The organism is Akkermansia sp. JRP_AM1, assembly GCF_049262625.1.
GTDB lineage: Bacteria > Verrucomicrobiota > Verrucomicrobiia > Verrucomicrobiales > Akkermansiaceae > Akkermansia > Akkermansia massiliensis.
Genome location: NZ_CP118234.1, coordinates 2,076,470 through 2,101,836, shown reverse-complemented (window position 1 = coordinate 2,101,836; position 25,367 = coordinate 2,076,470). Strand labels below are relative to the sequence as shown.

The 25,367-nt window shown below is 59.4% G+C and carries 17 protein-coding genes and 2 pseudogenes; 11 read left to right on the top strand and 8 right to left on the bottom strand.

All coding sequences use genetic code 11. The features are described 5' to 3' along the window. Positions 1 to 18: 18 nt before the first annotated feature. Positions 19 to 1,749, bottom strand: coding sequence for a thiamine pyrophosphate-dependent enzyme (locus tag PVA48_RS10045; protein ID WP_102729078.1), 1,731 nt, complete (start codon positions 1,747 to 1,749; stop codon positions 19 to 21). A gap of 189 nt (positions 1,750 to 1,938) precedes the next feature. Between PVA48_RS10045 and PVA48_RS10040 the strand changes: the two genes are divergently transcribed. After that, a complete protein-coding gene (locus PVA48_RS10040) occupies positions 1,939 to 3,918 on the top strand; it encodes a hypothetical protein (protein ID WP_423231674.1) in 1,980 nt (659 codons plus the stop codon). Beyond that, positions 3,840 to 4,475, top strand: a complete 636-nt coding sequence (locus tag PVA48_RS10035; protein WP_423231673.1) for a hypothetical protein — start codon at positions 3,840 to 3,842, stop codon at positions 4,473 to 4,475. Before PVA48_RS10040 ends, PVA48_RS10035 begins: the two co-directional genes overlap by 79 nt. Before the next feature lie 122 nt (positions 4,476 to 4,597). Here PVA48_RS10035 and PVA48_RS10030 read toward each other — a convergent pair whose 3' ends face one another. Beyond that, positions 4,598 to 5,251 (bottom strand): hypothetical protein, encoded by a 654-nt coding sequence (locus tag PVA48_RS10030; RefSeq protein ID WP_022397432.1) that lies wholly within the window; start codon positions 5,249 to 5,251, stop codon positions 4,598 to 4,600. A gap of 172 nt (positions 5,252 to 5,423) precedes the next feature. Between PVA48_RS10030 and PVA48_RS10025 the strand changes: the two are divergent. The 4 genes and pseudogenes from PVA48_RS10025 to PVA48_RS10010 all read left to right on the top strand — a co-directional run bounded on the left by PVA48_RS10025 (position 5,424) and on the right by PVA48_RS10010 (position 12,619). Next, positions 5,424 to 8,179, top strand: a pseudogene (locus tag PVA48_RS10025) (calcium-translocating P-type ATPase, PMCA-type). A 110-nt stretch (positions 8,180 to 8,289) separates the two neighbouring features. Then, on the top strand, positions 8,290 to 9,447 hold the full coding sequence (locus tag PVA48_RS10020; RefSeq protein WP_180975271.1) for an efflux RND transporter periplasmic adaptor subunit: 1,158 nt from the start codon (positions 8,290 to 8,292) through the stop codon (positions 9,445 to 9,447). Positions 9,448 to 9,459: 12 nt separating this feature from the next. Next, a pseudogene (locus tag PVA48_RS10015) lies at positions 9,460 to 11,633 on the top strand (efflux RND transporter permease subunit). Beyond that, entirely contained in the window at positions 11,531 to 12,619 is a 1,089-nt protein-coding gene (locus PVA48_RS10010; RefSeq protein ID WP_423232518.1) for an efflux RND transporter permease subunit, read from the top strand. Before PVA48_RS10015 ends, PVA48_RS10010 begins: the two are co-directional and overlap by 103 nt. 55 nt (positions 12,620 to 12,674) lie before the next feature. On the opposite strand, the gene PVA48_RS10005 is transcribed toward PVA48_RS10010, so the two are convergent. The 3 genes from PVA48_RS10005 to thiD form a co-directional block, all read right to left on the bottom strand. After that, positions 12,675 to 14,057, bottom strand: a complete 1,383-nt coding sequence (locus tag PVA48_RS10005) for an SLC13 family permease (RefSeq protein WP_215451350.1) — start codon at positions 14,055 to 14,057, stop codon at positions 12,675 to 12,677. Positions 14,058 to 14,347: 290 nt separating this feature from the next. Next, positions 14,348 to 14,608 (bottom strand): hypothetical protein, encoded by a 261-nt coding sequence (locus PVA48_RS10000; protein WP_102729084.1) that lies wholly within the window; start codon positions 14,606 to 14,608, stop codon positions 14,348 to 14,350. A gap of 196 nt (positions 14,609 to 14,804) precedes the next feature. Then, on the bottom strand, positions 14,805 to 15,593 hold the full coding sequence (gene thiD, locus PVA48_RS09995) for a bifunctional hydroxymethylpyrimidine kinase/phosphomethylpyrimidine kinase (protein WP_180975272.1): 789 nt from the start codon (positions 15,591 to 15,593) through the stop codon (positions 14,805 to 14,807). Between thiD and PVA48_RS09990 the strand changes: the two genes are divergently transcribed. Beyond that, the gene (locus tag PVA48_RS09990; protein WP_180975273.1) at positions 15,592 to 16,173 is read left to right on the top strand and encodes a hypothetical protein; all 582 of its coding nucleotides are present in this window, start codon (positions 15,592 to 15,594) and stop codon (positions 16,171 to 16,173) included. The genes thiD and PVA48_RS09990 overlap by 2 nt on opposite strands. On the opposite strand, the gene PVA48_RS09985 is transcribed toward PVA48_RS09990, so the two are convergent. Continuing rightward, positions 16,170 to 17,201, bottom strand: coding sequence for a tetratricopeptide repeat protein (locus tag PVA48_RS09985; protein WP_180975274.1), 1,032 nt, complete (start codon positions 17,199 to 17,201; stop codon positions 16,170 to 16,172). The genes PVA48_RS09990 and PVA48_RS09985 overlap by 4 nt on opposite strands. Before the next feature lie 176 nt (positions 17,202 to 17,377). Between PVA48_RS09985 and PVA48_RS09980 the strand changes: the two genes are divergently transcribed. Continuing rightward, positions 17,378 to 18,262 (top strand): hypothetical protein, encoded by an 885-nt coding sequence (locus PVA48_RS09980; protein ID WP_423231672.1) that lies wholly within the window; start codon positions 17,378 to 17,380, stop codon positions 18,260 to 18,262. A gap of 85 nt (positions 18,263 to 18,347) precedes the next feature. Here the strand turns inward: PVA48_RS09980 and PVA48_RS09975 are convergent, their stop codons facing one another. Then, positions 18,348 to 19,391 carry a hypothetical protein gene (locus PVA48_RS09975; protein WP_423231671.1) on the bottom strand — a complete coding sequence of 348 codons (1,044 nt, stop codon included), beginning with the start codon at positions 19,389 to 19,391 and terminating at the stop codon, positions 18,348 to 18,350. Positions 19,392 to 19,510: 119 nt separating this feature from the next. On the opposite strand from PVA48_RS09975, the gene PVA48_RS09970 reads away from it, so the two are divergent. Continuing rightward, a complete protein-coding gene (locus PVA48_RS09970) occupies positions 19,511 to 20,041 on the top strand; it encodes a DUF805 domain-containing protein (RefSeq protein ID WP_102729089.1) in 531 nt (176 codons plus the stop codon). On the opposite strand, the gene PVA48_RS09965 is transcribed toward PVA48_RS09970, so the two are convergent. Further along, a complete protein-coding gene (locus tag PVA48_RS09965) occupies positions 19,989 to 21,842 on the bottom strand; it encodes an Eco57I restriction-modification methylase domain-containing protein (RefSeq protein WP_423231670.1) in 1,854 nt (617 codons plus the stop codon). The two genes, PVA48_RS09970 and PVA48_RS09965, sit on opposite strands and share 53 nt — an antisense overlap. A gap of 385 nt (positions 21,843 to 22,227) precedes the next feature. Between PVA48_RS09965 and PVA48_RS09960 the strand changes: the two genes are divergently transcribed. Further along, a complete protein-coding gene (locus PVA48_RS09960) occupies positions 22,228 to 22,980 on the top strand; it encodes a hypothetical protein (RefSeq protein WP_423231669.1) in 753 nt (250 codons plus the stop codon). Between the two features lie 629 nt (positions 22,981 to 23,609). Beyond that, positions 23,610 to 24,848: a hypothetical protein gene (locus PVA48_RS09955; protein WP_215709483.1), complete on the top strand. Its 1,239-nt coding sequence runs from the start codon at positions 23,610 to 23,612 to the stop codon at positions 24,846 to 24,848. Positions 24,849 to 25,367: the final 519 nt, after the last annotated feature.

Here is a 25,367-nt window from a genome sequence, read left to right as displayed (position 1 = left end):
GTATTTTTGTTCAAGCCCTCAGGGCTTGAACAGCTTTCGGTTCCCGGCCAGGGTGTTCCACACCTGCTTCACTTCCCCGGTCAGCGTCTGCTTGACCATCGCCAGGGAGAAGTCCGCGGCCTGCCCCAGGCTGATGTAGGGGGGCAGCGCGATGGCATCCCGGTCCACACGGGCATCCAGCAGAGCCGCTCCCGGATATTTCAGGAAGGCCTGCACCATTTCGTCCACCTGGCTTGACTTGTCCAGCACAAAGCCCTTGATGCCCACGGCGTCCGCCACGGCGGCAAAGGAGGGGTTGTCCAGGTTGATGCCCCACGGAATCAGGCCCGCGGCCTGCATTTCCAACTGGATGAAGTCCAGGCAGTCGTTATTGTACACCATCAGCTTCACCGGCAGCTTGTACTGCGCTATGGTAATGAGGTCCCCCAGCAGCATGGACAGGCCGCCGTCTCCGCACAGGGCGACTACCTGGCGGTTCGGGTACGCCTTCTGGGCCCCGATCGCCATCGGCATGGCATTCGCCATGGAGCCGTGATTGAAGGAAGCCAGCGTTTTTCTGCCCAGCGTGGAGCACAGGAAACGCGCGCTCCAGATGCAGGGGGTGCCCGTGTCCACGGTAAACACGGCGTCCGGAGCCGCGTACTTGTTCACGGCGGTGGTCACCTGTTCGGGGCGGATGGGCGATTCCTTGTCGTTCCCGTCCATGTAGGCATTCATGTCCTTCACATCCTTGGCGTGACGCTTCAGGGAGGCGTCCAGGTGGTCGGAATCCTTTTTCTCCTCCACCATTCCCAGCAGGGCGTCCACCGTGGCGCCCACGTCCCCGCAGATTCCCAGGTCCAGGCGGCAGCGGCGGCCCAGCACTTCCCCGCGACGGTCGATCTGGACGATGGCGGGCTTGGTAGGAAGGAAGTTGAAATAGGGGAAATCCGTCCCCCACATCACGATCAGGTCGCTCTCATGCATGGCCTTGTACGCGTCACCCCAGCCCAGCAGTCCGGTCATGCCTACGCCCACGGGGTTGTCATGCTCAAAATAGTCCTTGCCGCGCCAGGTATAGGCAATCGGGGCCTTCACGCGGGCGGCGAGCTGCACCACCTTGCGTTCCGCTCCGGCGCAGCCGCCCCCGCAGAAGAAAGTAATGCGGTCGTGTGAAGCGAGCATCTGCGCCAGCCGCGCCACGGATTCATGGTCCGGAACCACTGTTTCCCGGGCGAAGGCGGGTGGATGCACCAGGTCTTTGGCCTCCGCCGGCGCGTCCGCCACGTCGCCCGGCAGCACGATGACGCCCACGTCATGCAGGGAATAGGCATGCTGGATGGCGGACATCAGCACGCGGGGAGCCTGCTCCGCCGTGGAAGCCAGTTCCGCATAAGAGCTGCATTCCTTGAACAGTTGTTCCGGATGGGTCACCTGGAAATAGTCCACCCCCACCTGGCTCTGGGGGATGTGGGAGGCGATCGCCAGCACGCGGGCCCTGCTCCGGTGGGCATCATAAAGGCCATTGATCAAGTGAAGATTGCCGGGGCCGCTGCTGCCGCAGCACACGGCCAGGTTACCGGTCAGCTGGGCTTCCGCACTGGCGGCAAAGGCGCCCACCTCCTCATGCCTCATGTGGATCCATTCGATGGTTTTTTTTCTGCGGAGGGCGTCCGTAATGGGGTTCAAACTGTCTCCCACAATGCCGTAAATGCGCTTTACTCCCGCTTTTTCCAAGATTTCAACAAGCTGATCAGCTACCGTATACATGCAGATTAGACCAAGACCGGTTGAAAAAAATCAGTGCTTGTGTGTCATAGATACCGGAAGTTCCTTCCGCGCGGAAAACCATGACGGATTTTCAAACAGCCGCCTCTCCTGCCGGGAGGCTTTTTCCTTGAAGAAACCGCGTTGGAGTCTATCTTGGCAAGGTAGTTCCATTTTCCTTGATACCAAACCATGAAATTCCTCACTAAAGCTCTCCTGATGGCCACCGTTCTGGGAAGCGTTGCCACCGTTCCCGCAGCAGTCGTCTTCCCGGGCCCCACCCCCGGCGCGGCCAATGCGGAGCAGGCGCCCTCCGGCTATACCCTTTCCAACAACATCCTGACGGCCAAATTCATCAACCGGGGCGGGAAGCTTTCCTTCGGAGGAATGACGTCCAAACTGGGCCCTGTAGCCAAGGCCGGGGACGAATTGTTCATCATCAACCTTCAGGACGGCCAGAGCATCAAGTCCTCCGGCCTGAAGGCGGGGGACGTCAAACTCGTCACCCTCCAGCCCAATCCCAAGGCGTTCAAACTGGCGGACCGCTTCCCCGGAAAAGCCGTCACGGCCTCCTTCCAGGCGCTGAACGGCTCCCTGCACATTTCCTGGCGCGCCGTACTCAGGGACAATTCCCACTACCTGCGGCAGGAACTCCGCCTGGTGAGCACAAAGCCCATTCAGATGAAAAGCATCGTGGCCATGCAGTATGACCTGGTGGAAGGGAAGGCGGGTTCCCCCTCCGTTTCCGGCAATGCCAGGGGCGCGCTCATCGTGAACGACCTGGCGTTCACCGCCCTGGAAACGCCCATGGGCATCAACACCGTGGGAGGCTCCGGAAACGCGGCAGGCGGGGAGTCCACAGCCTGGAACGCGGACAAATGGTCCACGGCTTCATGGACGGGCAATTTCAACATTCCGCAGGAGCTGAAAAAGCAGTACGGGGAACAGGTAGCCTGCGCGGAAGGCCCCGTCACCATTGACGGCAAGGGCTCCTGCACCATTACTTTCCAGTACAAGGGAGGCGACAAGGGAAACAACAAGCTGAACACCGCCGGCGTGCAGCTCCTTTCCGCCAAGGGGGCCGTCCTTGACTCCGACTTCCACGCCGGGAGTACCGGAGACGCCAATGCCAACAATTCCTACACCGTAAAAGTTCCCGCCAAGGGGAATTACCTGCTGCGCTACTGGGTCCAGACCAGGAGCGAACCGATTGCCAGCAAGGGGGAAATCACTTTCTCCCTGCCCGTGCGCACGCTGGAGGAAAAGGAAGACGCCCAGGCGGACGATTCCCAGCTCGCCCAGGGCGTCTGGAGCCGCAAAACCACCATGCAGCCCAGGGAGGTGTGGGAGGTGTCCTCCGTCCTCGGCATCTTCGCCCCCGGCCAGCAACGCCGTTCCTTCCTGGCCTATATGGAGCGGGAGCGCGTGATGCCCTACCGCCCCTTCATCCATTACAATTCCTGGTATGAACTGAACATCAACCGGAACAATGATTCAGACCCCGCCAAGCGCATGACGGAAGAACAGTGCCTGGCCGTCCTGAAGGATTGGCAGGAACAGTTTTTCCAGAAGCGCGGCATGTCCATTGACGCCTTCGTCTGGGACGACGGCTGGGACGAGTTCAACAGCCTGTGGGATTTCCACAAGATGTTCCCGCAGGGCTTCAGGCGCATTGACGCCGCCGCGGGTAAACAAAAGGCCGGCATCGGCACCTGGCTGGGCCCGGTGGGCGGCTACGGTGCCTCCAAGGGCAAGCGCCTGGCCCACTGGAATGTGAAGCACCCGGACAACAAGATCGGCAACTTCCAGCTTTCCAACAAGGAATACTTTGACGCCTTTGTGGGCCGCTGCTCCCAGATGGTGAAGGACTACAACATGAAGTACTTCAAATTCGACGGCATCAGCACCCATTTCCACGCCAAGGGCCCCGGCAACGAGGAGGATGCGGAAGGCATCATCCGCGTGCTGAACGCCCTGCGCAGAAGAAGGGGGACCTTTACATCAATTGCACCGTGGGCACCTGGGCCTCCCCGTTCTGGTTCCGTTATGCGGATTCCGTATGGAGGCAGGAAAACGACTTCGGAACGATTGGCGTGGGCGACAACCGCGACAAGTGGATTACCTACCGCGACCGCCTGGTGCATGAGGTCTTTGTGCAGGGTTCCCCGCTGATGCCCATCAATTCCATGATGACCCACGGCCTGATGGTCACCAAGTTCGGGCCGCCCGCGTGCATGCCCCGCGACCCTGAAAACGTGAAGAAGGAACTCCGCTGCGCCACGGCCTGCGGCACCTCCCTGCAGGAGCTTTACGTGGACAGGGACCTGATGAACGCCAAGGACGGCATGCTGTGGGACGAGCTGGCCAAGGGCATTAAATGGATACGCCGCAACGCGGACGTTCTGGACGACGTGCACTGGGTGGGCGGCAACCCGTGGAACAAGGAGGCCAATGAAGGGGCCGTGTACGGCTGGGCCGCATGGAATAAAAACAAGGCCACCCTGGCCCTCCGCAATTCCTCCGACCAGGAAAAGAGCCTGACCGGCACCCTGCGCGGCATCCTGGACATTCCCGCGGACGTCAAGGGGGCCATCACCTTCAAGGATTCCTATGACGACCAGCGGGAGCTGGACGGCTTCTCCGGCAAGACCGTAAACATTGACAAGGAGCTCACCTTCACGCTGAAGCCCTTTGAAGTGCTGGTGTACGAAGGAGGAAAGGTCAAATAAAAGCTTCCGGAGTCCCGGAGCCACGCTCCCGCTCAAGCAGAAGCGGCACTTGAAAAGCTACATTGGGGGGAGGCTGGAAAAGCAGCCTCCCTCCATTTTTTCCACCCGTCCCTGCGCCCGGGTCAGAACGTTTTCTCAAACGTCACCGCTTCCAGCGGGTCGGAGGGGTTGACCGGCATCACCAGGCATTCCGCATTCTCCCCGCCCAGGTACAGCGTCAAACTGCTGCCGGGGGAATAAACGATGGAGACGCCGTAATATCCCCCTTTCTTCACCAGGGACCAGGTTCCGCGGCAGGAGGAAACGAGGTCCTCCTCCAGCACGGAAAGGTCATCCCGGTCTTCCGGGCGGGAAATCCACCTGCCCCACGCCTCCGGGCGCGGGAAGGAGGAAATCTCGCACGTTCCGTCTTCATTCAGGAGAAGCGTGGAGGAGCTGACCTGGAAAAAGCGCTTCAGCTCCGGCGGCCGGAAAAACCACCGCTCCCTGGGGGAGGATTCCACCTCGTACTTTCCGGACAGGGCCTGGAGCTCCGGCTCCTGGATCCACAGGAAAGTCTTTTGATGCATCACCTGGCGGCACGCCAGGCCCACCACGGCCAGCAGGGAAAGGAACGCCAGGGCAAACGCCCACAGGGCCAGCCGCTTTCTCCACCACGCATACACGGCGGCCAGTCCCGCCACGCTGCCCACGCAGATCCAGAACCCCCAGGAGCGGGAGAGGAAGGCAAGGGCGTCCGCCAGTACGGAAAGGCCATGAGAAAGATCATTCCACATAGGTGCTTCAGAATCGCCGGAACTCCGTCAAAGTCAAGGCAACAATGCCGCCTTTTACGGCACGGGAGGCAAGCCGCGCCGCTCCTTTCCCAAAAACTCCCGTCATCATCCCTGAAAATCCTCCTCCGCACTTTTCTCACGGACTCCAATCAGGTAAAGAAACATCTCAACCATGAAGAGTGCAGCACATCACCAGGGACTTTCGGAACAGCAGGTTCTGGAAAACCGGACCAAATACGGGGTCAATATCCTGACGCCCCCGGTAAAGGAACCCCTGTGGAAGCAGTTCCTGGAGAAATTTTCAGACCCCATCATCAAGATTCTGCTGGTGGCCCTGCTCCTGTCCGTAGGCGTGGCCTGCTACCAGTTCTTCACCGGAGCGGAACCGGCCAGCGTCTTCCTGGAGCCCGTGGGCATCCTGGTAGCCATCCTGCTGGCCACCTGCGTGGGCTTCGCCTTCGAGGTAAGCGCCAACAAGAAGTTTGAAATCCTGAACCAGGTCAACGACGAGACCATGGTCCAGGTGATCCGCGGCGGCAATATCTGCGAACTTCCCCGCCGGGACGTGGTGGTGGGAGACATCGTCATCCTGAACACTGGGGAGGAGGTTCCGGCGGACGGCGTCCTGCTGGAAGCCGTTTCCCTCCAGGTCAACGAATCCACGCTGACGGGGGAACCCCTCATCGGCAAAACCACGAATGAGGCGGAATTCAAGAAGGACGCCACCTACCCCTCCAACCACGTTCTGAAAGGAACCACCGTGGCGGACGGCCACGGCATCATGGAAGTGACGTCCGTAGGGGACAGGACGGAATACGGCAAGGTCTATGAAGGCTCCCAGATTGACAACAAGGTGCAGACGCCCCTCAACCGCCAGCTTTCCAGGCTGGGCGACCTCATCACCTGGGCCAGCTACGCCATTGCCGCCCTTATCATCATCGGGCGGCTTACCCTGTATTTCTCCCACCTGCCCGGCCCCGTGGAATGGCTGAGCGCGGGAACCTACATTCTGAACACCGTCATGATCGCCGTGACCGTCATCGTGGTTACGGTGCCGGAAGGGCTGCCCATGAGCGTCACCCTGAGCCTGGCCCTGAGCATGAAGAGCATGCTCGCCAACAACAACCTGGTGCGCAAGATGCACGCCTGCGAAACCATGGGGGCCGCCACCGTCATCTGCACGGACAAGACGGGCACCCTGACGCGCAACCAGATGAACGTATACAAGGCGGACTTTTACGGCCTGGGGAACGCCGCCCCGGCGGACGGCGAGCTGGACAACCTGATCCGGGAAGGCATCGCCGTCAACTCCACCGCCTTCCTGGACTATGCGGACCCGGAACACATCAAGGCCCTGGGCAATCCCACGGAAGGGGCGCTCCTCCTGTGGCTGCACGGGCTGGGCGTGAATTACCTGGACCTGCGGGAAAACGCCCGCGTGCAGGAACAGCTCACTTTTTCCACGGAACGCAAGTACATGGCTACCGTGGTGGAATCCCCCCTGCTGGTCAAAAAAGTCCTTTACGTGAAGGGCGCGCCGGAAATCGTGCTGGGCCTCTGCTCCACCGTCCTGACTCCGGAAGGCCAGGTTCCTGCCGCGGACATGCGCCCCGCCATTGAGGAACAGCTCCTGGCCTACCAGAACCAGGCCATGCGCACGCTGGGCTTCGCGTACCGAATCCTGGATGATGACGCCCCGGTGTTTGAGGACGGCCGCGTCATCCGCAAAGACCTGGTTTACCTGGGCATCGCCGCCATTTCCGACCCCGTCCGGGACGACGTGCCCCAGGCTGTGAAGGACTGCATGGACGCGGGCATCAATATCAAGATCGTCACGGGAGACACCCCGGAACCGCACGGGAAATCGGCCGCCAGATCGGCCTGTGGACGGAGGCGGACACGCCGGACCGCCTGATGACGGGCGTGGAGTTTGAACAGACGCCGGATGCGGAACTGCTGGACCGCGTGATGGACCTGAAAATCATGTGCCGCGCCAGGCCCATGGACAAGGAACGCTTGGTGAAGCTGCTCCAGAAGAAGGACCAGGTGGTGGCCGTCACCGGGGACGGCACCAACGACGCCCCCGCCCTGAACGCCGCGCAGGTGGGCCTCTCCATGGGGGACGGCACTACCGTAGCCAAGGAGGCCAGCGCCATCACCATCCTGGACAATTCCTTCATGAGCATTTCCCGCGCCGTCATGTGGGGACGCTCCCTGTACCGGAATATCCAGCGCTTCATCGTCTTCCAGATGACCATCAACGTGGCGGCCTGCCTCATTGTGCTCATCGGCGCGTTCCTAGGCACGGAATCCCCCCTCACGGTCACGCAGATGCTCTGGGTCAACCTCATCATGGATACCTTCGCCGCGCTGGCCCTGGCCTCCCTGCCGCCGGACGAACGCGTGATGCAGGATCCGCCGCGCAAGACGACGGACCACATCATCACCCGCCCCATGGGCAGGAACATTCTGGGCGTGGGCATCCTGTTCGTGGCCTTCCTGTTCGGCCTGCTGCAATACTTCAAGCATGCGGACGTCACCAGCCTCACGCAGTTCAGCCTCAGCGGCTACTTCGGCAGCTACCTGGACTTCTCCTCACCGGAGCATGAACTGACCGGCTATGAACTGTCCCTGTTTTTCACCATCTTCGTCCTTCTCCAGTTCTGGAACATGTTCAACGCCAAGGCTTTCAACACGCACCAGAGCGCCTTTGCCCGCATGGGCGCCAGCATCGGGGGCTTCGGAGTGGTGGCTCTGCTCATCCTGGCCGGGCAATACCTCATCGTCACCTTTGGCGGCAAGATGTTCAACGTGGTGCCCCTGAGCTGGACGGACTGGGGCATCATCTTTGCCGGCACCTCCCTCGTCCTGTGGATCGGAGAGCTGGTGCGCGCCTTCACGCCGGACAAATCCTCCGCCCGCCCGTAAGACGTCCCGCCGCGTCATCCGGGTGAAAATCCACCTGCATGACACGGACGGCGCTGCCGCCCGGAAAGCCTTCTTTCAACAAAGGAGGCCGCCGGCGTGTCATTCACAGCATGGACTTGACACGCCTGACGGGCTCTATTTCCGGTTCCGCCGTTCTCCTCTTCTTGTTCTCCCTCCTTTTTTCCGGGTGTAAAAAGACGGAACAGGTGCCGCATGAAACGCCCACGCTTATTTACGAACAGCCTGTTGCCATGGACATCCCGGTGACGGGAAGCTGGGTGGGCCATCTGGACGGCGTGGACAACGCCTCCATCGTTCCCCAAATCACGGGCTACCTGCAAACGCAGAATTACGCCAACGGCGCCATTGTGAAGAAGGGGGAGGTGCTTTTCCGCATTGACGATTCCACCTTCAAGGACCAGGTCTCCAGGGCCAAAGCCACGCTGGAACAGGCGCAGGCCCAGCTCCAGCAGTTGAATTATGACGCGGAGATTTACAAGCCCCTGGCCGCGGAGAACGCCATTTCCAAGCAGAAGTACGAGGATACGCGCCTCTCCGCCATTGCCGCGGAAGCGCAGGTGCAGCAGGCCACGGCGGCCCTGGCCCTGGCTGAAAAGAATCTTTCCTATACGGTGCTGTATGCCCCCTTTGACGGAATCGCCGGCATTTCCAAGACGAATATAGGCGACCTGGTCAGCCCGGAAAGCGGCCCCCTCGCCGTCGTATCCTCCGTCAATCCCATCCGCGTCAACTTTGCCGTCACCCAGCAGGAATGGATCCAGCAGGCCGGCAAGAACGGGAATGAAGGCGTCCAGTCGGGCAGCAAGCTGGATATCACGCTGAAAGACGGTACCAAATACCCGGAACAGGCTACGGTGGTAGCCATTGACCGGGCGTTCAACCCCCAGACGGGCACCATCCGCGTGCAGGCCAACCTCCCCAATGCCGATTACCTGCTGCGTCCCGGCATGTTCATCATGGCTACGGCCCGGCTGGCTACCGTCAAAAACGCGCTGACCGTTCCGGCAAAGGCTCTTCTTTCCACGCAGGGGCGCTTTTTCGTCATTGCGCTGGATGAGAACAACCACCCTTCCATCATCCCCGTGCAGGCCGGAACGCAGCTCGGCGACCGGCAGCAGGTCATTCCGCTGAAACCGGGTTCCCTCACCCCGCAGAGCAAAGTGGTCGTGGACGGCCTTCTCCAGGCGGAAATGGCCTCCAGAAACCCGGACGCACGCCTGAAAGCGGTACCCGCCAGCAACCAATAAGCCCCTCCCGCCATGGCCGATTTCTTCATCAAGCGCCCCATCCTCTCCATCTGCCTCTCCATCATCATCGTCCTGCTGGGGACCTTCTCCATTCTGCGCCTGCCCATTTCCGAGTATCCAGACATCATCCCCCCTTCCATCCAGGTGACGGCCACCTATCCCGGAGCGGACTGCGAGACGGTGGTCAAATCCATCGCCTCCCCCATTGAGCAGCAGATGTCCGGCGTGGACGGCATGTCCTACATGACTTCCGTCAATACCAACAACGGGCAGATGAGCATGATGATCCTCTTTGAGATCGGCACGGAGGCGAACATGGACCAGGTGCTTTCCTACCTGCGCTACGGGCAGGCCACCTCCCAGCTTCCGCCGGAAGTCAGCGAACTGGGCGTCTCCCTGCGCAAGACTAGCGGGCTGCCCGCCCTGGTCGTCAGCCTTTATTCCCCCAGGGAACCTACGACGGCCTCTGGCTGGCCAATTACGCGTATATCAACATGGTGGACGCCATCAAGCGCGTGCCCGGCGTGGGCGACGTGCAGGTGTTCGGCTCCGGCCGCTATGCCATGCGCATCTGGCTGAATCCGGAAAAGATGGCCGCCCTGAACATCACGGCCCGTGACGTGATGCTGGCGGTGCAGGCCCAGAACGCCGTGAACCCGGCGGGCAAGATAGGCGCGCAGCCCGCTCCGCCGGACCAGCAGCTTTCCTTCACCGTGAAGGCGCCCGGACGCCTGACCAGCGTGAAGGAGTTTGAAAACATCGTGGTGCGCGGACAGGGCAGTTCCATCGTGCGGGTGGGCGACGTCGCCCGCGTGGAGCTGGGTTCGGAGACTTACAGCCTCAGCTCTTCCGTAAACGGCATGCCCGCCGCCTCCATCGGCATTTACGAAGCGCCCGGAGGGAACGCCATCCAGCTGGTGGACAATATCAAGGCCCTGCTGAACGATACGGACATGCCCCCCGGCATGGATTACCTCGTTTCCCTGGACTCCACGCTGGCCGTCCGCGCCGGGATTGAAGACATCGTCAGCACGCTGGTGATCGCCCTGGGCCTGGTTGTGCTGGTGGTCTTCATCTTCCTCCAGGGTTGGCGCGGCACGCTGATTCCGGCTTTTGCCGTGCCGGTGTCCATCGTAGGCGCCTTCATCGCCTTTCCGTTTTTCGGCTTTTCCATCAATACCATCTGCCTGATGGGCCTTGTGCTGGCCATCGGCCTGGTGGTGGACGACGCCATCGTGGTGGTGGAGGCGGTGAAGAACCATATTTCCAACGGAGAAAAGCCGCTCCAGGCCACCATCGCGGCCATGAAGGAGGTATCCGGCCCCATCGTGAGCACGGCCCTGGTGATTTCCTGCGTGTTCGTGCCCACCCTGCTGCTGCCCGGCGTCACGGGCAAGCTGTTCGAGCAGTTCGCCGTGACTATCGGCATGTCCATCATCATTTCCGCCTTCTGCGCCCTGTCCCTCAGCCCCACCCTGTCCGCCGGGCTGCTGAAAGGAGGGAAAGCGGATTCCATCCCCCTGCTGGGGCCCTTCTTCAAGTTATTCAACAAGGGCTTCAACAAGGCGCGCGACTGGTACGTGGAAATTTGTGCCAAGCTCATCCGGCACATGTGGCTTTCCATCCTGCTGCTGGCCGCCATGACCGCCCTCCTCTTCCCTCTCGCCAAGCTCATTCCCACCGGCTTCCTTCCCAATGAGGACCAGGGTTACCTGTTCGGCGGCGTGGAACTGCCGGATAATACCTCCCTGAACGTCACGGCGGCCACCGCCGCGCGGATTGAACAGATCATCCGGGAAGATCCCGGCGTGGAAGTGGTCACCACTGTAAACGGGTTCAACCTCATCAGCTCCGTCCAGAGCTCCTCCAATTCCTTCTTCTTCATTTCCCTGAAACCATGGTCCGAACGCACCGCCCCGGGCATGACGGCGGACGGCATCGCCGCCCGGCTGAAAAGCAAGCTGAACGCGGAGATTTCCTCCGGCATGGCGTACGTGGTCCCGCCGCCGCCCCTGCCGGGCGTGGGCACATCCGGAGACGTCACCTTCCTGCTGGAGGACCGCCAGGGCATCGGGAGAAATTCCTGGCCGCCAATACGTCCAAATTCATCGAGGCTGCGGAAAAGAGGCCGGAAATCGCGGGCATCAGCAATTTCATGTCTCCCTCCAACCTTCAGTACAATCTGAACGTGAATACGGAGCAAGCCACCCTCCAGAACATGAACGTGGATGAGATTTACGCCACCATCCAGGCGTATATGGGCAGCACCTTCCTGAACAATTTCAACATTTACGGTCAGGAATGGCAGGTGTACATGCAGGCGGACGCCCCGTACCGGAACAGCATCGACAAGCTTTCCATGTTTTACGTGCGCAACAATGACGGCGACCCGGTCCCGCTGGATTCCGTCATTAACGTCACTCACGGCTGGGCGCCGGAATTCCTGATCCGCCAGAACATGTTCAACAGCTCCCAGCTCAACGTCACCCCGGCTCCGGGCTATTCCTCTGGGCAGGTCATGAATGCCCTGGAGGAAGTCTTCGCCCAGACCATGCCGTCCGGCATGGGGTATGACTACTCCGGCATGAGCTACCAGGAAAAACAGGCGCAGAAAGGCATCACCATCGGCATGATCTTTGCGGCGTCCGCCGTGTTCGTTTTCCTGATCCTGGCCTCCCTGTATGAGAGCTGGTCCCTGCCCGTGGCCGTCTTCATGACCGCCCCCATCGCCATCCTGGGCGCATTCCTGGCCCTGTGGATGTTCGGGCTGAACCTGAACATTTATTCGGAAATCGGCCTCATCGTGCTGATTGCGCTGGCGGCCAAGAATGCCATCCTCATCGTGGAATTCGCCGTGCTGGAACTGAGGCAGGGCACGGACCTGCTCACGGCCACGCTGGACGCGGCCAGAATCCGCCTGCGCCCCATCCTGATGACCTGCTTTGCCTTCATCATGGGCTGCCTTCCCCTGGCCGTAGCCACGGGAGCGGGAGCGGCAGCGCGGCAGGTGGTGGGCGTGGGAGTCATCGGCGGCATGATTACGGCCGTCTTCATCGGGGTGTTCTTCATCCCCTCCTTCTTCTACCTGATTGCCAAGCTGGCCAAACTGGACAAGAAAGCAGCGCGGGAACTCCAGGAAAAGGCCCAGGGAACAGCCGTCCCGGCCAAGTAGGCCACGCCGCACGCCCGGAACGGCAAAGCCCGCGCCTGCACGGGAGCCCTTTCCGCTACATCCAGAATATCCAGGCCCAGAAAGCCTTCACGAAGACGAGCACCACATTGATCAGCAGCCCTACCTTCACCATGGTCATCTGAGGGAATTTCCCTGTGGCGAAGGCCAGGGCGTTGGGAGGCGTGGAGACGGGAAGCATGAAGGCACAAGAGGCCCCGATGCCCACCAGAAGCACCAGCGGCGTGGCGGACATGCCCATGGCGGAGGCCACCGTCACCATCAACGGAGCCACCAGGGCTGCGCTGGCCGTATTGGAGCAGAATTCCGTCAGCGACGTGATGAAGAGGCTGATGATGAGCAGGATGATAATGGGACTCTGCCCCATGGCCAGGGAAGATACCTGGTCCGCCAGAAATCCCGCCGCCCCCGTCTGGACGAGGATGCTGCTGAGCGTGATGCCGCCGCCGAACAGCAGCAGGACGCCCCAGTCCGTATTTTTGGCGATGCCGCCCCAGTTGATGACTCCGCACAGGGGCAGCAGAACCGCGGCACACAGCGCAATGAGCGTGTCCATGGACGGAATGCCGCCCAGAGCGGAGGAAAGGAAGCTGCTGCACATCCAGCTCCCGGCCACCAGCACGAAGAGAAGCAGCACGCGCACCTGCCTGGCATTCAGCCGGGCCTCCGCAACCTCCCCTTCCGCCGGGGCCATGTCCACATGCAGCCCCAGCCGCGGGCGGAAGAACAGGTACATCAGGCAGAAGACAATCACTCCGAATACCAGGACAATGGGCATGGCAATCCGGAACCATTCCGCAAATCCCATGCCGAGCTCATGCGCCGCAATGGCGTTGGGAGGGGAACCCACCAGCGTTCCCATGCCGCCGATGGAGGCGCTGTACGCCACCCCCAGCACGGCAAAGGGTGCCGTCGTCTTGAGCTTTTCCGCCGGAATGCGGTCCAGCAGGCCGATGACCAGCGGGAGCATCATGGCCGCCGTGGCCGTATTGGACATCCACATGGAGAGGAACGCCGTAGCCAGGAAAATCAGGATCAGGGCCATCCCCAGGCTTCCGCGGGCCATCCGGAGGATTTTTCCAGCCAGCCAGGTATCAATTTTCTGTTCGTGGAGAGCCCCGGCCAGCGCAAAGCCGCCGAAGAACAGGAAAATGGTGGGATCCGCAAAGCCGGCCAATGCCTTCGCCCCCGGAAGAATCCCCATGAACATGGCGAGCACCGGCACCAGCAGGGCGGTCACGGTCACATGCAGTGCTTCCGTCAGCCACAGAATGCCGATGAAGGTGAGAACGGCCAGCCCCCTGGCTACATCCGGCTCCACGGGAAGCCACTTGAGCATGGCCAGGAAAAGAAGCACGTCACACGCAATGATGATGTAATTGCGGTGTCCTTTGGCGGTGTCGGTGGTACGGTGGCGCATGGCTGGAAAAACAAAATGGTGTTATTTCCTTTTGTACGCCTCCGGGGAATAGAGTCAATATCATTCCGGAAAAGTCCGGGAGAAGCCCCCATGCCGCGGAAGCATGGGCAGGAACGGGCCATGGCCCACAGCGAAGAAATCCGCAGGGGCGCCCCAGGAAAAATCAGGCCGCCCACGGTTCCTTTGTACACAAGAAGGCCATGCCATGCAAAAAGCCGCCATGCAATTGCACGACGGCTTGTAAAAACTGTTTGATTGACGCGCGGAGGCAGTAACCTCCGCCCGGGCAATTATTCAGCGGCCTTCTTGGCAGCCGGCTTTTTGGCGGGAGCCTTCTTGGCGGCGGCAGCCTTGGTTTCAGTCTTCTTGGCTGGGGCCTTGGCCGCGGTCTTTTTGGCGGGAGCTTCCTTGGCGGCAGGCTTGGCGTCCTTGGCAACGGGAACGGCCAGACGGATAGGCGTATTGGAATTCAACTTGGACTGTTCCTTCTTACGCTTGATGTATTCAACACGTCTGCGGCGCTTGGTGACTTTGCGGATTTGCTGTCCCATAGTGATAATTGCTATGATATTTACTAATTCTTAAGAGCTCCATGTGGCACATGGGCGTGGATACAACTACCAACCCCGCCTCCCATACGCAAGCACAAAGCATTATTAAGGCACAGAAAGACGGCGGCAGTCCCCGCTTTTTCCAACCGGGCCGGAAAAGGGAACGGCGGCAGGCGGGGCGGAACGAAAGGGCTCCCTACCACAATTTCAACGCATCCACCCGGACCGGATGCTCCCAGCGCAGGTGGTCCCGGATGGCGGCGGCAATGAATTCCAGGCCGCGCTCCACCGCCGTGGCCAGTCCGTCCCCGGCGGCCAGCCGCGCCGCGATGGCGGCGGACAGGGAACAGCCCGTTCCATGCGTGCTCACATCCCGCACGCGCAGGCGGTTCCATTCCCCCAGCATGCGGCCGTCCGGGCCGGCCAGCACGTCCCGGCAGTCTCCTTCCAGATGGCCGCCCTTCAGCAGGACGGGGCACCCGTACCTGATGGCAAGGCGCGCGGCAGCCTCCGGCAGTTCATCCCTTTCAGGGTTGACGGAAGAGCGCAACAGCACGGCGGCTTCATCCAGATTGGGGGTCAGCAGGGCCGCGCCCGGGAGCAGAAGTTCTTCATAAACGGCTACAGCCTCCTCCCTCATCAGCCGGTCTCCTGCCGTAGCGATCATGACGGGATCCACCACAACGGGAATACCCGTACCTGCCAGCACCTCATGCACCGCACGGACGATGGCCGGGGAGTACAGCATGCCCGTCTTCACGGCGCTTACCGGAAAATGCTCCAGATTGATGCGCACCTGGTCCGCCACCAGCTCAGGGTCCACCTCCTGGATGCCGCGCACCAGTCCCGGCGCCTCGGACACGACGCAGGTGACGGCCGTGAGCGCAAACGCCCCCATGGCATGGGCCGCCTTCATATCCGCCTGAAGTCCGGCCCCTGCGGAGCAGTCGGAACCGGCAACCGTCATCATTACGGGAATACTCATGCCCCTGTTTTTAATCGGGAGGGAAGCCCTTGAACATCCAAAAATCCGCACGCACCGCCTCAATGTCACAAATCCGGGTGGGAAAACGCCGCGGGAATGCCACAATCCGCCCATGACGCACGCCGCCCCTGCCCCGGACGAACAGGAATTCTGGCTTTTCATTCAGGACGCCCCCCTGCCGGCGGCGGAGGAATTGCAGAAGAACATGTTCCGCCTGGACGCCTGCTTCCGGCTGAACCTTTCCGGCGCGCCGGAAAACGCGCCGGACCATGTGCTGGAAGGGGAATACCTGGACGAAGAGGGAGAATCCCAGCTTGACGTGTTCTGGATCATGGAAACGGACGATGCCCGCCAGGCCTTCAAAAGGGACCGCTCCGCCCTTCGGCAAATAGGGGAACGCACCAAAATGCTGCGTTTCATCCTGGAGGACGAATGCGCGCTGGGCCATGTGTTCGCCATGCTTCACGCCATTCTGGAACACCGGGACGGCCTGCTGGTCATCCCGGACGACCGGGGCAACATCATTCTGGAACGGCGGCAGGCCCTGGAATTCCTGAACCGGGAAATCCGGGAAGACTAGCGTTCCTCCGTCTGCGGGACACGGCTGCCCTCCCGCTCCGCATTCAGTTGGAGCGCCTTCTTTTTCCAGACTTCCGCCATGTCCGCATCCTGCGGGGTTCCCTTTCCGGTGCTGTAGCAGACGGAAAGCATCAGCATGGCGTTGACGTGGTCCTGCCCGGCGGCCAGCCGGAGCCAGTTGAACGCCTTGCCTTCATCCACGGGTACGCCGGAGCCTTCCAGATACGCCAGTCCCACGATGTACTGGGCACGGGCGTCCCCGGCGGAGGCCGCCTGCTCATACCATTTCATCGCGCGCTCCATGTCCTGCTCCACGCCCTCCCCCTTCGCATAAATATTCCCCAGATAGACGGAGGAAGGCGTATTCCCCCCGTTGGCGGCCTTTTCTAGCAATACGCGCCCGGAAGCAGGATCCTTGTCAAAGCCCAGCTTCCCCTCCATGTAGGCCCGGCCCAGCAGGCCCATGGCCGCCGGATGCTCTTCATCCGCCGCCTTGCGCCACAGCTCCAGGGCCTTGTTCCGGTCCTGGTCCGCGCCGTCCCCCTTGAAATACATCATGCCCAGCATGTACAGGGCATTCCCCCGCTGGGTTCCTGGACGCGCCAGCCCGTATTCAAACCACTCCCTGGCCGCTCCGGCATCACGCTTGACGCCGGTTCCGTACAGGAACATGGCGCCGATAACCGTCTCCCCGGAATATCCGGAACCCGTTTCCGCCACGGAGTCACACCAGGAGCGCACATCCAGCGGATGGGCCCAGCCGTTCTGCAATCCCTCCGCATACAGGGCGGCCACGTCATTGAGCGTCTTCACGTGCTCCCTGTCATTCCCTTTCTCACGGGCGGCTTTGGCGGAGGCGGCGTCCAGGCGTTCCCGCCAGGCTGCGGCCTCCCCCTTTTCTTCGGCAGGCTCTTCCCGTTTCCCGGAAGGGGCGGCCTGCTTTTCCCCGGCAGCGGGCTTGCGGTCACACCCGCACCACAGGAGGGAGGCAGAGGCGGCCACGCACAAGACGGCAATTTTTTTCATCATGCGCATTACCATAGGACAGCCGCACGGAGCTGCCAAGAAGAGAAATGACGGAAATGCCGCAGCCGTCCCCGCATGGGGACGCACAACATGCCTCCTGCCGCCGCGGAAGCGGGATTTTCTCTTTTAGCATTGAATATTTCCCTATTTTTGTTCTACTGGAACCAGTTCAACCTCTGATGAAATCCGTACCGCGCCTGTATCTCCTGACGTGCCTGGGCCTGGCGTCCCTGGGAAGTTTCTGCTACCGGGGTTCCGCAACGGAACTTCCTGTAAAATACATCTTTGAACTGTCGGATGAACCGGTGAAAGTGCGCCCTGGAAAAATAGACACCAAGAGCGTTTTCTTCCCCAAATACGCGCGAGGCACTTCTCCGGAAGCCCTGAAGCGGCAGGCGGCCCTCTTCCAGTCCCAACTAGGGCAGGCCGCTTCCCGGAGCAAGCCTGCCATCAGCATCCACATGAATGACGACAGGACGGAAACGGACGGCAATGCCCGGTCAGGCTATGAATTCTACCATCCGGACAACCAGGAAGGGCTCATCATCACGACGGAGACGCCGGACGAGGAAGTCTGGCTGAACGATGGAGACCCGGACAGCCCCTTTTTCCACACTCCCCGCTCCGCCACCAATACGGAAATCCGTGAAATCTCCACGCCTTCCGACGTCTGGCCCGCCTGGAACGAAGCGGAAGTCAACCTGCACATGAACCTTCCGGAATCGGAGCCGCGCCCCTTTGTGATTCAGCCGGCGCCGTCCGGAGCCATCCGCACCATCATTAAATCCTTCAATGGAGCCATTTTTGAAGCGGACACCCAGCCCATGCATCCCGTGTGGGACCAGCTCCCCCGGATACGTTCCCATTCCGGCGCTTCCCGCTTACCAGCCCACTGTGCTGAGGAAACTGCAATAGCGGCAGGAGGGGATCAAAACTTGAACCGGACGGCCCCGAAAACAGACCATCCGTTGAAGGCCCTGGCCGTTGTTGAGTCCACCCGGCTGGTGACATATTCCACCGCCAGCATCAGCTTCACCGCGTTGACCGCTTCCGGGCACAGGTAGCAGTTCAGCCCCAGGTAAAAGGAATGCATGCTGTCCACCCACGCGGGGTAATGGGTGACGCTGGGCACATACCGCGTATTCAGCTTCACGGAGCGGTTTCCGAAGGAACACTGGTACTGAAAGACGCCTTCCAAGTGGGGGAAATCCGGTAAACGGGCTGGAGAACCAGACCGTACACGTTCTTTGCGCCCGGCTGGCCCACGATCCCCACGCCCGCCAGCAGGTTCCCCATCACGGAAAAGGCGCCGCGGCTGGCGTCCCAGCTCAGGGAAAGCACGTCCTGCGCGCCCGTTCCACAGTAATCGGAAGAGGAGGGAACCTTCCTTCCCCGCCACTCCGTAAAATTATGGGCGTACTGGTACCCCAGAGTCTGGCTGTCCCACATGGGGGAAGCCACCTTCCATTTCATGGCATTCAGGGCAAACAGGTTATCCGCGGAATGAAACTGGATTTCATCCTTCAAATCCGTACCATTCGCGTTCAGGTAAACGCCGTAGGAATGGTACAGGCTCCTGGCGTCCTTCTGGAAATTGGCCTCCAGCCCCCAGTTGGAGATGGGAATCAATTCATTGCACAGGGCGGACCTCTCCACCGTTTTAATCCGGGAGGAAGCCAGGCAGTATTCCGACGTCAGGTGCGGCGTCAGCTTCCCGGCCCTGAACTTGACGCCGGGCATGGTCTTTTCCAGATAAAGCTCATACAGGGACCACTCCGTGCGGCTGCCGGTCCATTCTCCGCGCACTTCGCGGTGGCGGCCTTCCAGATCCCCCACGTTCGTCAGGTTGGACAGGCGCCAGGAGCCGTCCCCCATCACAACGTCCCCGCCCAGGTAGGCGCGCCGCCACTCGCTGTTATGGCCGCCGGAAGAAGGGCAGAACTTGTTGGCTCCATTGGGGCTGACGGCTGCCGTCTGGTACTGGCCAATCAGGGTCAGCTTCACCCTCCTGATCCATGAGGAATCATCCCGGTACAGAACGGGCCCGCGGTCCAGCACACGGCACAGGGACGGCAGAGAATCCCCGGAAGCCGGGTGAAGCTGCGCCGTTCCCGCGCCGGCCTCCGCCGCGGGAAAAGCGGCGTACCAGCAGGCGGCAAGCAGGTATTTCCCCAGAAAAACAGGCTTCATCATAGGCTCAACAAACAGGTTGCAGGACGCACACCTTAAGGGGGGCCCTCCGAAAATCAAGCCCGGATGTTTCTTTTGGCGTTGCTGTTTTTCAAAAAGCCATGTTATGAAAAGCGGCAGCTATGGACACTACAACACGACCCTCTCTCTGGAAATACTTCATCCTGTGCCTGACGAAAAAGTACTGCGCCTTCTCCGGAACGGCTCCCCGGCGAGAGTTCTGGGGCTTTTTCCTTTTCATGAACCTCTTCTCCTTCATCTTCAGTCTTGTCGGCGGAGTCATCGTCGCGGTCACTCTTCCGTGGGGAGAACTGGCGGCCATGCAGGACCCGGAACAAATGCAGGCTATCCTTTTTACCCGAATAGCCTCCTTCTTCTTCATTACCCAAATCGTCTTGCTGGTCCTTTATCTTCCTACCCTGGGCGTCACTATCAGAAGGCTTCGGGACGCCGGCTTCAACACGGCGTGGGGTTACGGTTACCTGGGCCTGGGCGTCATTATTTTCCTTAACTGGGCCATCCTGGAGCGCTTCCAGTATCCAGGGGGAACCGCGACGCAATTCCTGGGTATCATTTCTACCGCCTACGGGCTGCTCCTCCTCATTCTGGCATGCTTCCCCACCCGGCCCGCGGTGGAGAGCACGCCTGAATAAGCACTTCCCGTTCCTGCCGGGAGAGGCCGTAAACGCCTTCCATCAGCTCATTCATCCGTTCATCCCCTTCCGGGCAATAGCGGGCCGTGAGGGTATCCGCCAGCTCTTCCACCTCCCGCAGCACGGAAAGGCCGGGCACCCGGATGGGAACGCGGAGGATGGGTGCCGTATCCATCTGGAAAAAGTCCCCCTGCATCTTCCCCCTGCGGAGAAACCAGAACTGCATGAGACGTGAATTGAACAGGGCGGCCAGGTACTTCATGCTTACGCGTTCCGTGCGTATCACGTTGAACGCCATCATTACATAAGCCTCATCCTCCGTGTAGGAGAAGGTGGGCCGTGCACACTTCCGGACAGCCAGAATCTTGGGACCGGGAAGGAAGAACCGTTCCTTCCGGGGCCAGTGCACATGATAGTACTTCATGCGGCCCATGCGGGTTTCCCGCCGGGCTTCCATCAGGGGGCGGAACTTTTCCAGATGCCGGAGAAGCGTGACGGCCTGTTCCGACCCGTTGGACGGAGTCAGATAGAGCAACACCTTCTCCGGAGCTTTCAACGCGTATCTTCCTGCCAGGGCGGGTTCATACAGAGGCTTGAGAAAACGCCGTTCCACTGCCGGCAGCCGGTTGAAATACCCCTGCGGCACTACAAACACCCCTTCCCCCCTCCGGACGCCGGACCGCTGCACTGCCTCCGGCACCAGGCTCTCCAGCGCACGGGCGGAAACGACATCGGGGTTCGGAACAATCCCCTGCGTCATTTCCTTTGCGGCATCCAGCCTGAAATTCCGGCATCTCTCCATCTTCTCCAGAACGTTCCATTCGGCTGCGGAGCAGAAAAACAATCCTTCCTTGGCGCATGCCCCTGTATCTTCCGGCAAAGAAAACCGGCAGTACGGTTCATGTTCCAGAAAGGATTCCACCTCTTCCATAGGACCGCAAAAACGGCGGTATTCCGGAACCGGGAGTCCTCCCCCATCCCCCTTCCTTTCCGCCAGAACGGTCATGGTATGAACCCGTGCGGCTTCAAACACCCGGCAAGCCCCGAAATCCGACAAACGCAGCAATCCGCAATCTTCCAGCAGCTTGCGGCGAAGGGGAACCGCTCCGGCATTCGCCATCCACCTGTTGGGAACAACCAAATGCATCACGCCCCCCTGTTTCAGGGCATCCAGACCCACACAGGCGAACACGTACCAGTAATCCATGCGTGAAGAACAATAGGAAGCCAACGGAGAAGACTTCAGACGGTCAAACAGCTCCTTGTTCCCTTTTTCCCCGACAAAAGGGGGATTCCCGATTACCAGGTCAAAGCCTCCGTCCGCCATCACTGCTGAAAGGCCCTGCCGCCAGACGCCATCCGCAGACATGTCCAGGCTGTCCCCGCACAGCAGGTGGTCCCGGAAATCCCCCTTTCCTCCGGCAGCTAGCCATGCACAGTGAAAACGGAAACGGGCCACCTCCAGAGCCTCCGCACAAACATCCACCCCGTAAATATTCTCTTCCAGAATGGCACGGAATAAATCGGCCTCCGCATATTCCGGCTCCAGACGCTTTCTGCGCGCGGCAAGCTCCCGAAGCATTCCCATGGTGAATGCCCCCGCCCCGGCGGATAAATCCAGCACCCGGATATTTCTCAGCAACCCGGCTTCCTCATTACCATTCCGGGGAGCAGGCAATCTGGATGCCAGCCAGGAGGATACCGCCTCCCGGGCCATCCAGCGGACCAGGAAGCCGGGAGTATACACGGTTCCGGAACGGCGGCCATCCGTCAGGGAGCGTTCCAGCAATCCCTCCAGCACGGAAGGAGTAACAGCCCGGTGAGCATCCTCTTCCCGCAGGGAAAAGAGAATCCTTCCGGAAGACGGAATTCATGGTCCGCCTGCCGTTCCAGCAAATTGTTCACCAAAGCCTCTTTCAACCGCCTCCAGGCTTCGGGACGGCTCCCCTTTCCCTTCTCCGGGACGAAACACCGGGCCATGAAACAATCCTGAACGCTCCGCTCCTTCACTGCCGTATTCGTACACTACCAGACCGGACCACGCAATCAAAAGCAGGAATTGCCCCGGATACCTCCCTCACTACATTTCTGTACGGGACGCTTTTTCTTAACGTCTCCGGCGTGTTTACGTTGCTGGTTTTGATTCATGGTAGCCGCAACCATTTCATAATTCTACCTTCATTGCCATGAACAACACTTTCAACATCGGCGCCATGGACACCGTCTACCCCTTCATTCCCATGTACCCCAACGGGCAGCCCCAGGGCAACTTCCTGGTCAACGGCCTCTCCGCTCCCGTCCTTATCCCCAAACGCGCTGCTTCCTCCCCCACCCGGCACGAATGGTTCGGATACCTCAAGGTCATGGCTCCCGCCACCTGTTTTCTCCACCTCCGCGCCCACTCTTCCATCTCCCTTTCCATTCCCGCCAAGGATCTGGAACTCTCCACGGAGCCGGGCTCTTTCACCCCTCTCCGCCGCCAGATCCAGTTCGACCAGGGATACTACTGGTGCCACATCGTCCATCAACACCAGCCCGACCGGGGGGCGGAAGCCGAGTTCTGCATTGCCCTGGTTAGCGACAAGGAAGGCGAGCCCGACCTGGATTATTACCTGCTGGCGGAAAACACTCTCGCCGGCAAGGAGGGAGAAACCGTCCTGACCCTGGTCAACCTGTACCAGGAGGCGGAAGAAGGGGACTCGTCGAGCAGTTCGGCAGGGGGAGGAGATTCGTTTGAGTTTGATCCCAAGCCAAGCAGCAGTTCGAGCTCTTCCTCCTCGAGCAGCTCCAGTCCTTCTTCGTCTAACTCATCAAGTTCTTCGAGTTCCAGCAGCAGCTTTTCGTCATCCAGCTCCTCTTCCAGCAGCAGTTCCAGTTCCCTCTCCTTTTCCTCCAGCGGAGCCGGAGGAAGGGGGTTGTCCATGCCCCTGTTCCTGTGATTGCGACGAAGACATCGAACAGTCCGATTGCAGCAAGAACACCTCCCATTTCTTCGGCGGCTATCCGGACGGGGCCGACGACTGCGAAGGCTTACTGGAAATGGGTGAGGGCGATTCCGAAGGAGGAAGTGGAGGAGGCAATCCCCCGCTTCTCCGCACCCTTGCCGAACCTTCCGCCCTCTCTTCCATCACCCTGCGCTACAAGCATCCCCTCGAATGGACCGCCTCCTGCAATCCCGAAACCGGACAGATCTCCGTCAAACGACCCACGGGCAGTTCCATCTCCTTCCAAAGTTCAAACGGCGGTTCCGAAGCCTCCGTCTCCGGAAGTTCGCGCAAGTTGAACTACAAGGTTCAGAAGCTGAATGCCGACAAGTCTCCCTGCACCGGCGGCTCTCCCGCCTACCTGGACATGGTGCAGAGCAATGGGCGCACCCTGCGCTTCTCGGCAGCCACCGGAAAGGTCGTCTCCCTGGTCTCCGCCTCCGGCGTGGAAACCACGGCGGAAGCTTATTCCCGTCAGATGAAGGTGAACCGCCATCCTTCCACGGGAGCTATTGAGAGCATCTGGTCCAAGTCCCGGGGACTACTACAGGCAGTTTCGGAAGGCAGCAAGCTCAGGATGGCGCGTGCTGCCGAAGGCGGCCAGCTTCGCATTCCTGAGCTTTACGTCCTTCATGGTGTTGAAAAATTCCGTCTCCACTTATGCCTATGCTCCTCTCACCGGAGAACTCGTCTCCGTCTCCCACAACGACAACACTCCCGGATGGGAGTTTACCTACAACCGCATTGGACAAATGACCTCCGTCCGGGACGCCTCCGGCATCAGGGAATGCTCCTACGATGCCTATGGCCACATGATCCAGGACACTTCCTTTGGAACCGTGGAAAACTGCGCCCAGGAACAATACGATGCCTTGGGTCGTTCCAACGGATATCGCCTGATTCTTGGAACCCGTACCGTGCAGCACTCCCATCTTGACTACGATTCCAAAGGTGCCATCATCGGGATGAATCTGGAAGGACTGGAGTCTCCATTTACCTGGCAGTATGACCAACCCAGCGGCTTCCTCAACTATCTCACCTACCCCAACGGCATGGTCCGCTGCAATACCTATCATCCCAGGCTCGACCTCGTAACCGCCATCAGTTACAGAAAGGGAGCGGATGGCGAATTGGCAGCCGGCCACGAATACGGCTACGACGCGCTGATGCGTCCTGTCCAACGGCGGGACTCCTGGGATGGAACCACACCTGCAACCACCAGAAACTTCACCCACAACAGCCGCAGCGGGCTGGTCGAAGACCGGATCAGCCGGGGAGGAAGCTTTATCTATTCCTACGACAACATCGGCAACCGCAAGACCGCCCGGGAACCGGAAGAAGCAGTATCCTATGATGCCAATCGGCTCATTTCGTCTCCAGGTGGAGCTGCCGCTAAAAACACCGCTAAAGTTAATCTCCAACATATTACCACAAAAGAATCGAAAGAGTTAATTATAAGTTCCGGGAAATTAAGGGGACCTGCATATGCAGTTAATCGCGACCCTGCGTTACCTATAACGCGTAAAACCCTCGGAAGAGTAGGAGGCCATGGTCATCCGGATGATTTTGTTCAAATCCCCATACCTGAATCAGCATATCCATATTTTAAAAATCCAGTTGGCGGTCCCATATCTACAATACATCGAGCATTAGGCCATGATCACTCTAGATACACTATCACATTAGAAGGCACTATTGAGGGGTGTCCAAAAATCTTTCCGTTAAAAGCATTTCAATGGCAAGCATTGGATTCGTTATTGAATATTACAGGTCTCCGTGGAATTGAAGGATTATATAATTATTTAAGAAATTTAAACAAATAATGAAGTTCATTAATCATAAAAAAACAGCATTTGCTATTTTAAGTGCCATTTTGGGACCTTTTTCCCTTAAATATTGCATTAATTGCAAATCATCCGGAAACAGTTCCAGCGAATTTCTTCTATTGTATTCAATATTATGGTGGATTTATTTTATCCTTTATGTATTTACTCACACGTTCACCTTGCATTATATTGAAGTAATTTTTTATTGGATAGTATTTTGGATTGCTGTAATACTCATTTCATTATTTATAAAAAAAATACATGTTATTTCGTATTTAAATAAAAAATATGCGCATGATAGAATAAAAAAGATATTGATGTCTGCCAGTAATAATTTTTTTACGTTCTGGTTTCCTATAGGGAGTCTTGTCTACTTCGGGTACGGTCTTGCTAGAACTTTCGATTTACATTTGATTTATTACATCCTTTTATGGTGGTTAATATGGTTTGTCATTTGGTTCTTCAAACAATCTGTTATTTTATTTTTTAAAAATATTATAGAAAGCATCATCACGT

Excerpts from the sequence above, each read along its gene's own strand:
- PVA48_RS10045 (WP_102729078.1), bottom strand. The coding sequence starts at position 1,749 with ATGTATACGGTAGCTGATCAGCTTGTTGAAATCTTGGAAAAAGCGGGA.
- PVA48_RS10040 (WP_423231674.1), top strand. The coding sequence starts at position 1,939 with ATGAAATTCCTCACTAAAGCTCTCCTGATGGCCACCGTTCTGGGAAGC.
- PVA48_RS10030 (WP_022397432.1), bottom strand. The coding sequence starts at position 5,251 with ATGTGGAATGATCTTTCTCATGGCCTTTCCGTACTGGCGGACGCCCTT.
- PVA48_RS10020 (WP_180975271.1), top strand. The coding sequence starts at position 8,290 with ATGGACTTGACACGCCTGACGGGCTCTATTTCCGGTTCCGCCGTTCTC.
- PVA48_RS10005 (WP_215451350.1), bottom strand. The coding sequence starts at position 14,057 with ATGCGCCACCGTACCACCGACACCGCCAAAGGACACCGCAATTACATC.
- PVA48_RS10000 (WP_102729084.1), bottom strand. The coding sequence starts at position 14,608 with ATGGGACAGCAAATCCGCAAAGTCACCAAGCGCCGCAGACGTGTTGAA.
- PVA48_RS09990 (WP_180975273.1), top strand. The coding sequence starts at position 15,592 with ATGCCCCTGTTTTTAATCGGGAGGGAAGCCCTTGAACATCCAAAAATC.
- thiD (WP_180975272.1), bottom strand. The coding sequence starts at position 15,593 with ATGAGTATTCCCGTAATGATGACGGTTGCCGGTTCCGACTGCTCCGCA.
- PVA48_RS09985 (WP_180975274.1), bottom strand. The coding sequence starts at position 17,201 with ATGATGAAAAAAATTGCCGTCTTGTGCGTGGCCGCCTCTGCCTCCCTC.
- PVA48_RS09980 (WP_423231672.1), top strand. The coding sequence starts at position 17,378 with ATGAAATCCGTACCGCGCCTGTATCTCCTGACGTGCCTGGGCCTGGCG.
- PVA48_RS09975 (WP_423231671.1), bottom strand. The coding sequence starts at position 19,391 with ATGATGAAGCCTGTTTTTCTGGGGAAATACCTGCTTGCCGCCTGCTGG.
- PVA48_RS09970 (WP_102729089.1), top strand. The coding sequence starts at position 19,511 with ATGGACACTACAACACGACCCTCTCTCTGGAAATACTTCATCCTGTGC.
- PVA48_RS09960 (WP_423231669.1), top strand. The coding sequence starts at position 22,228 with ATGAACAACACTTTCAACATCGGCGCCATGGACACCGTCTACCCCTTC.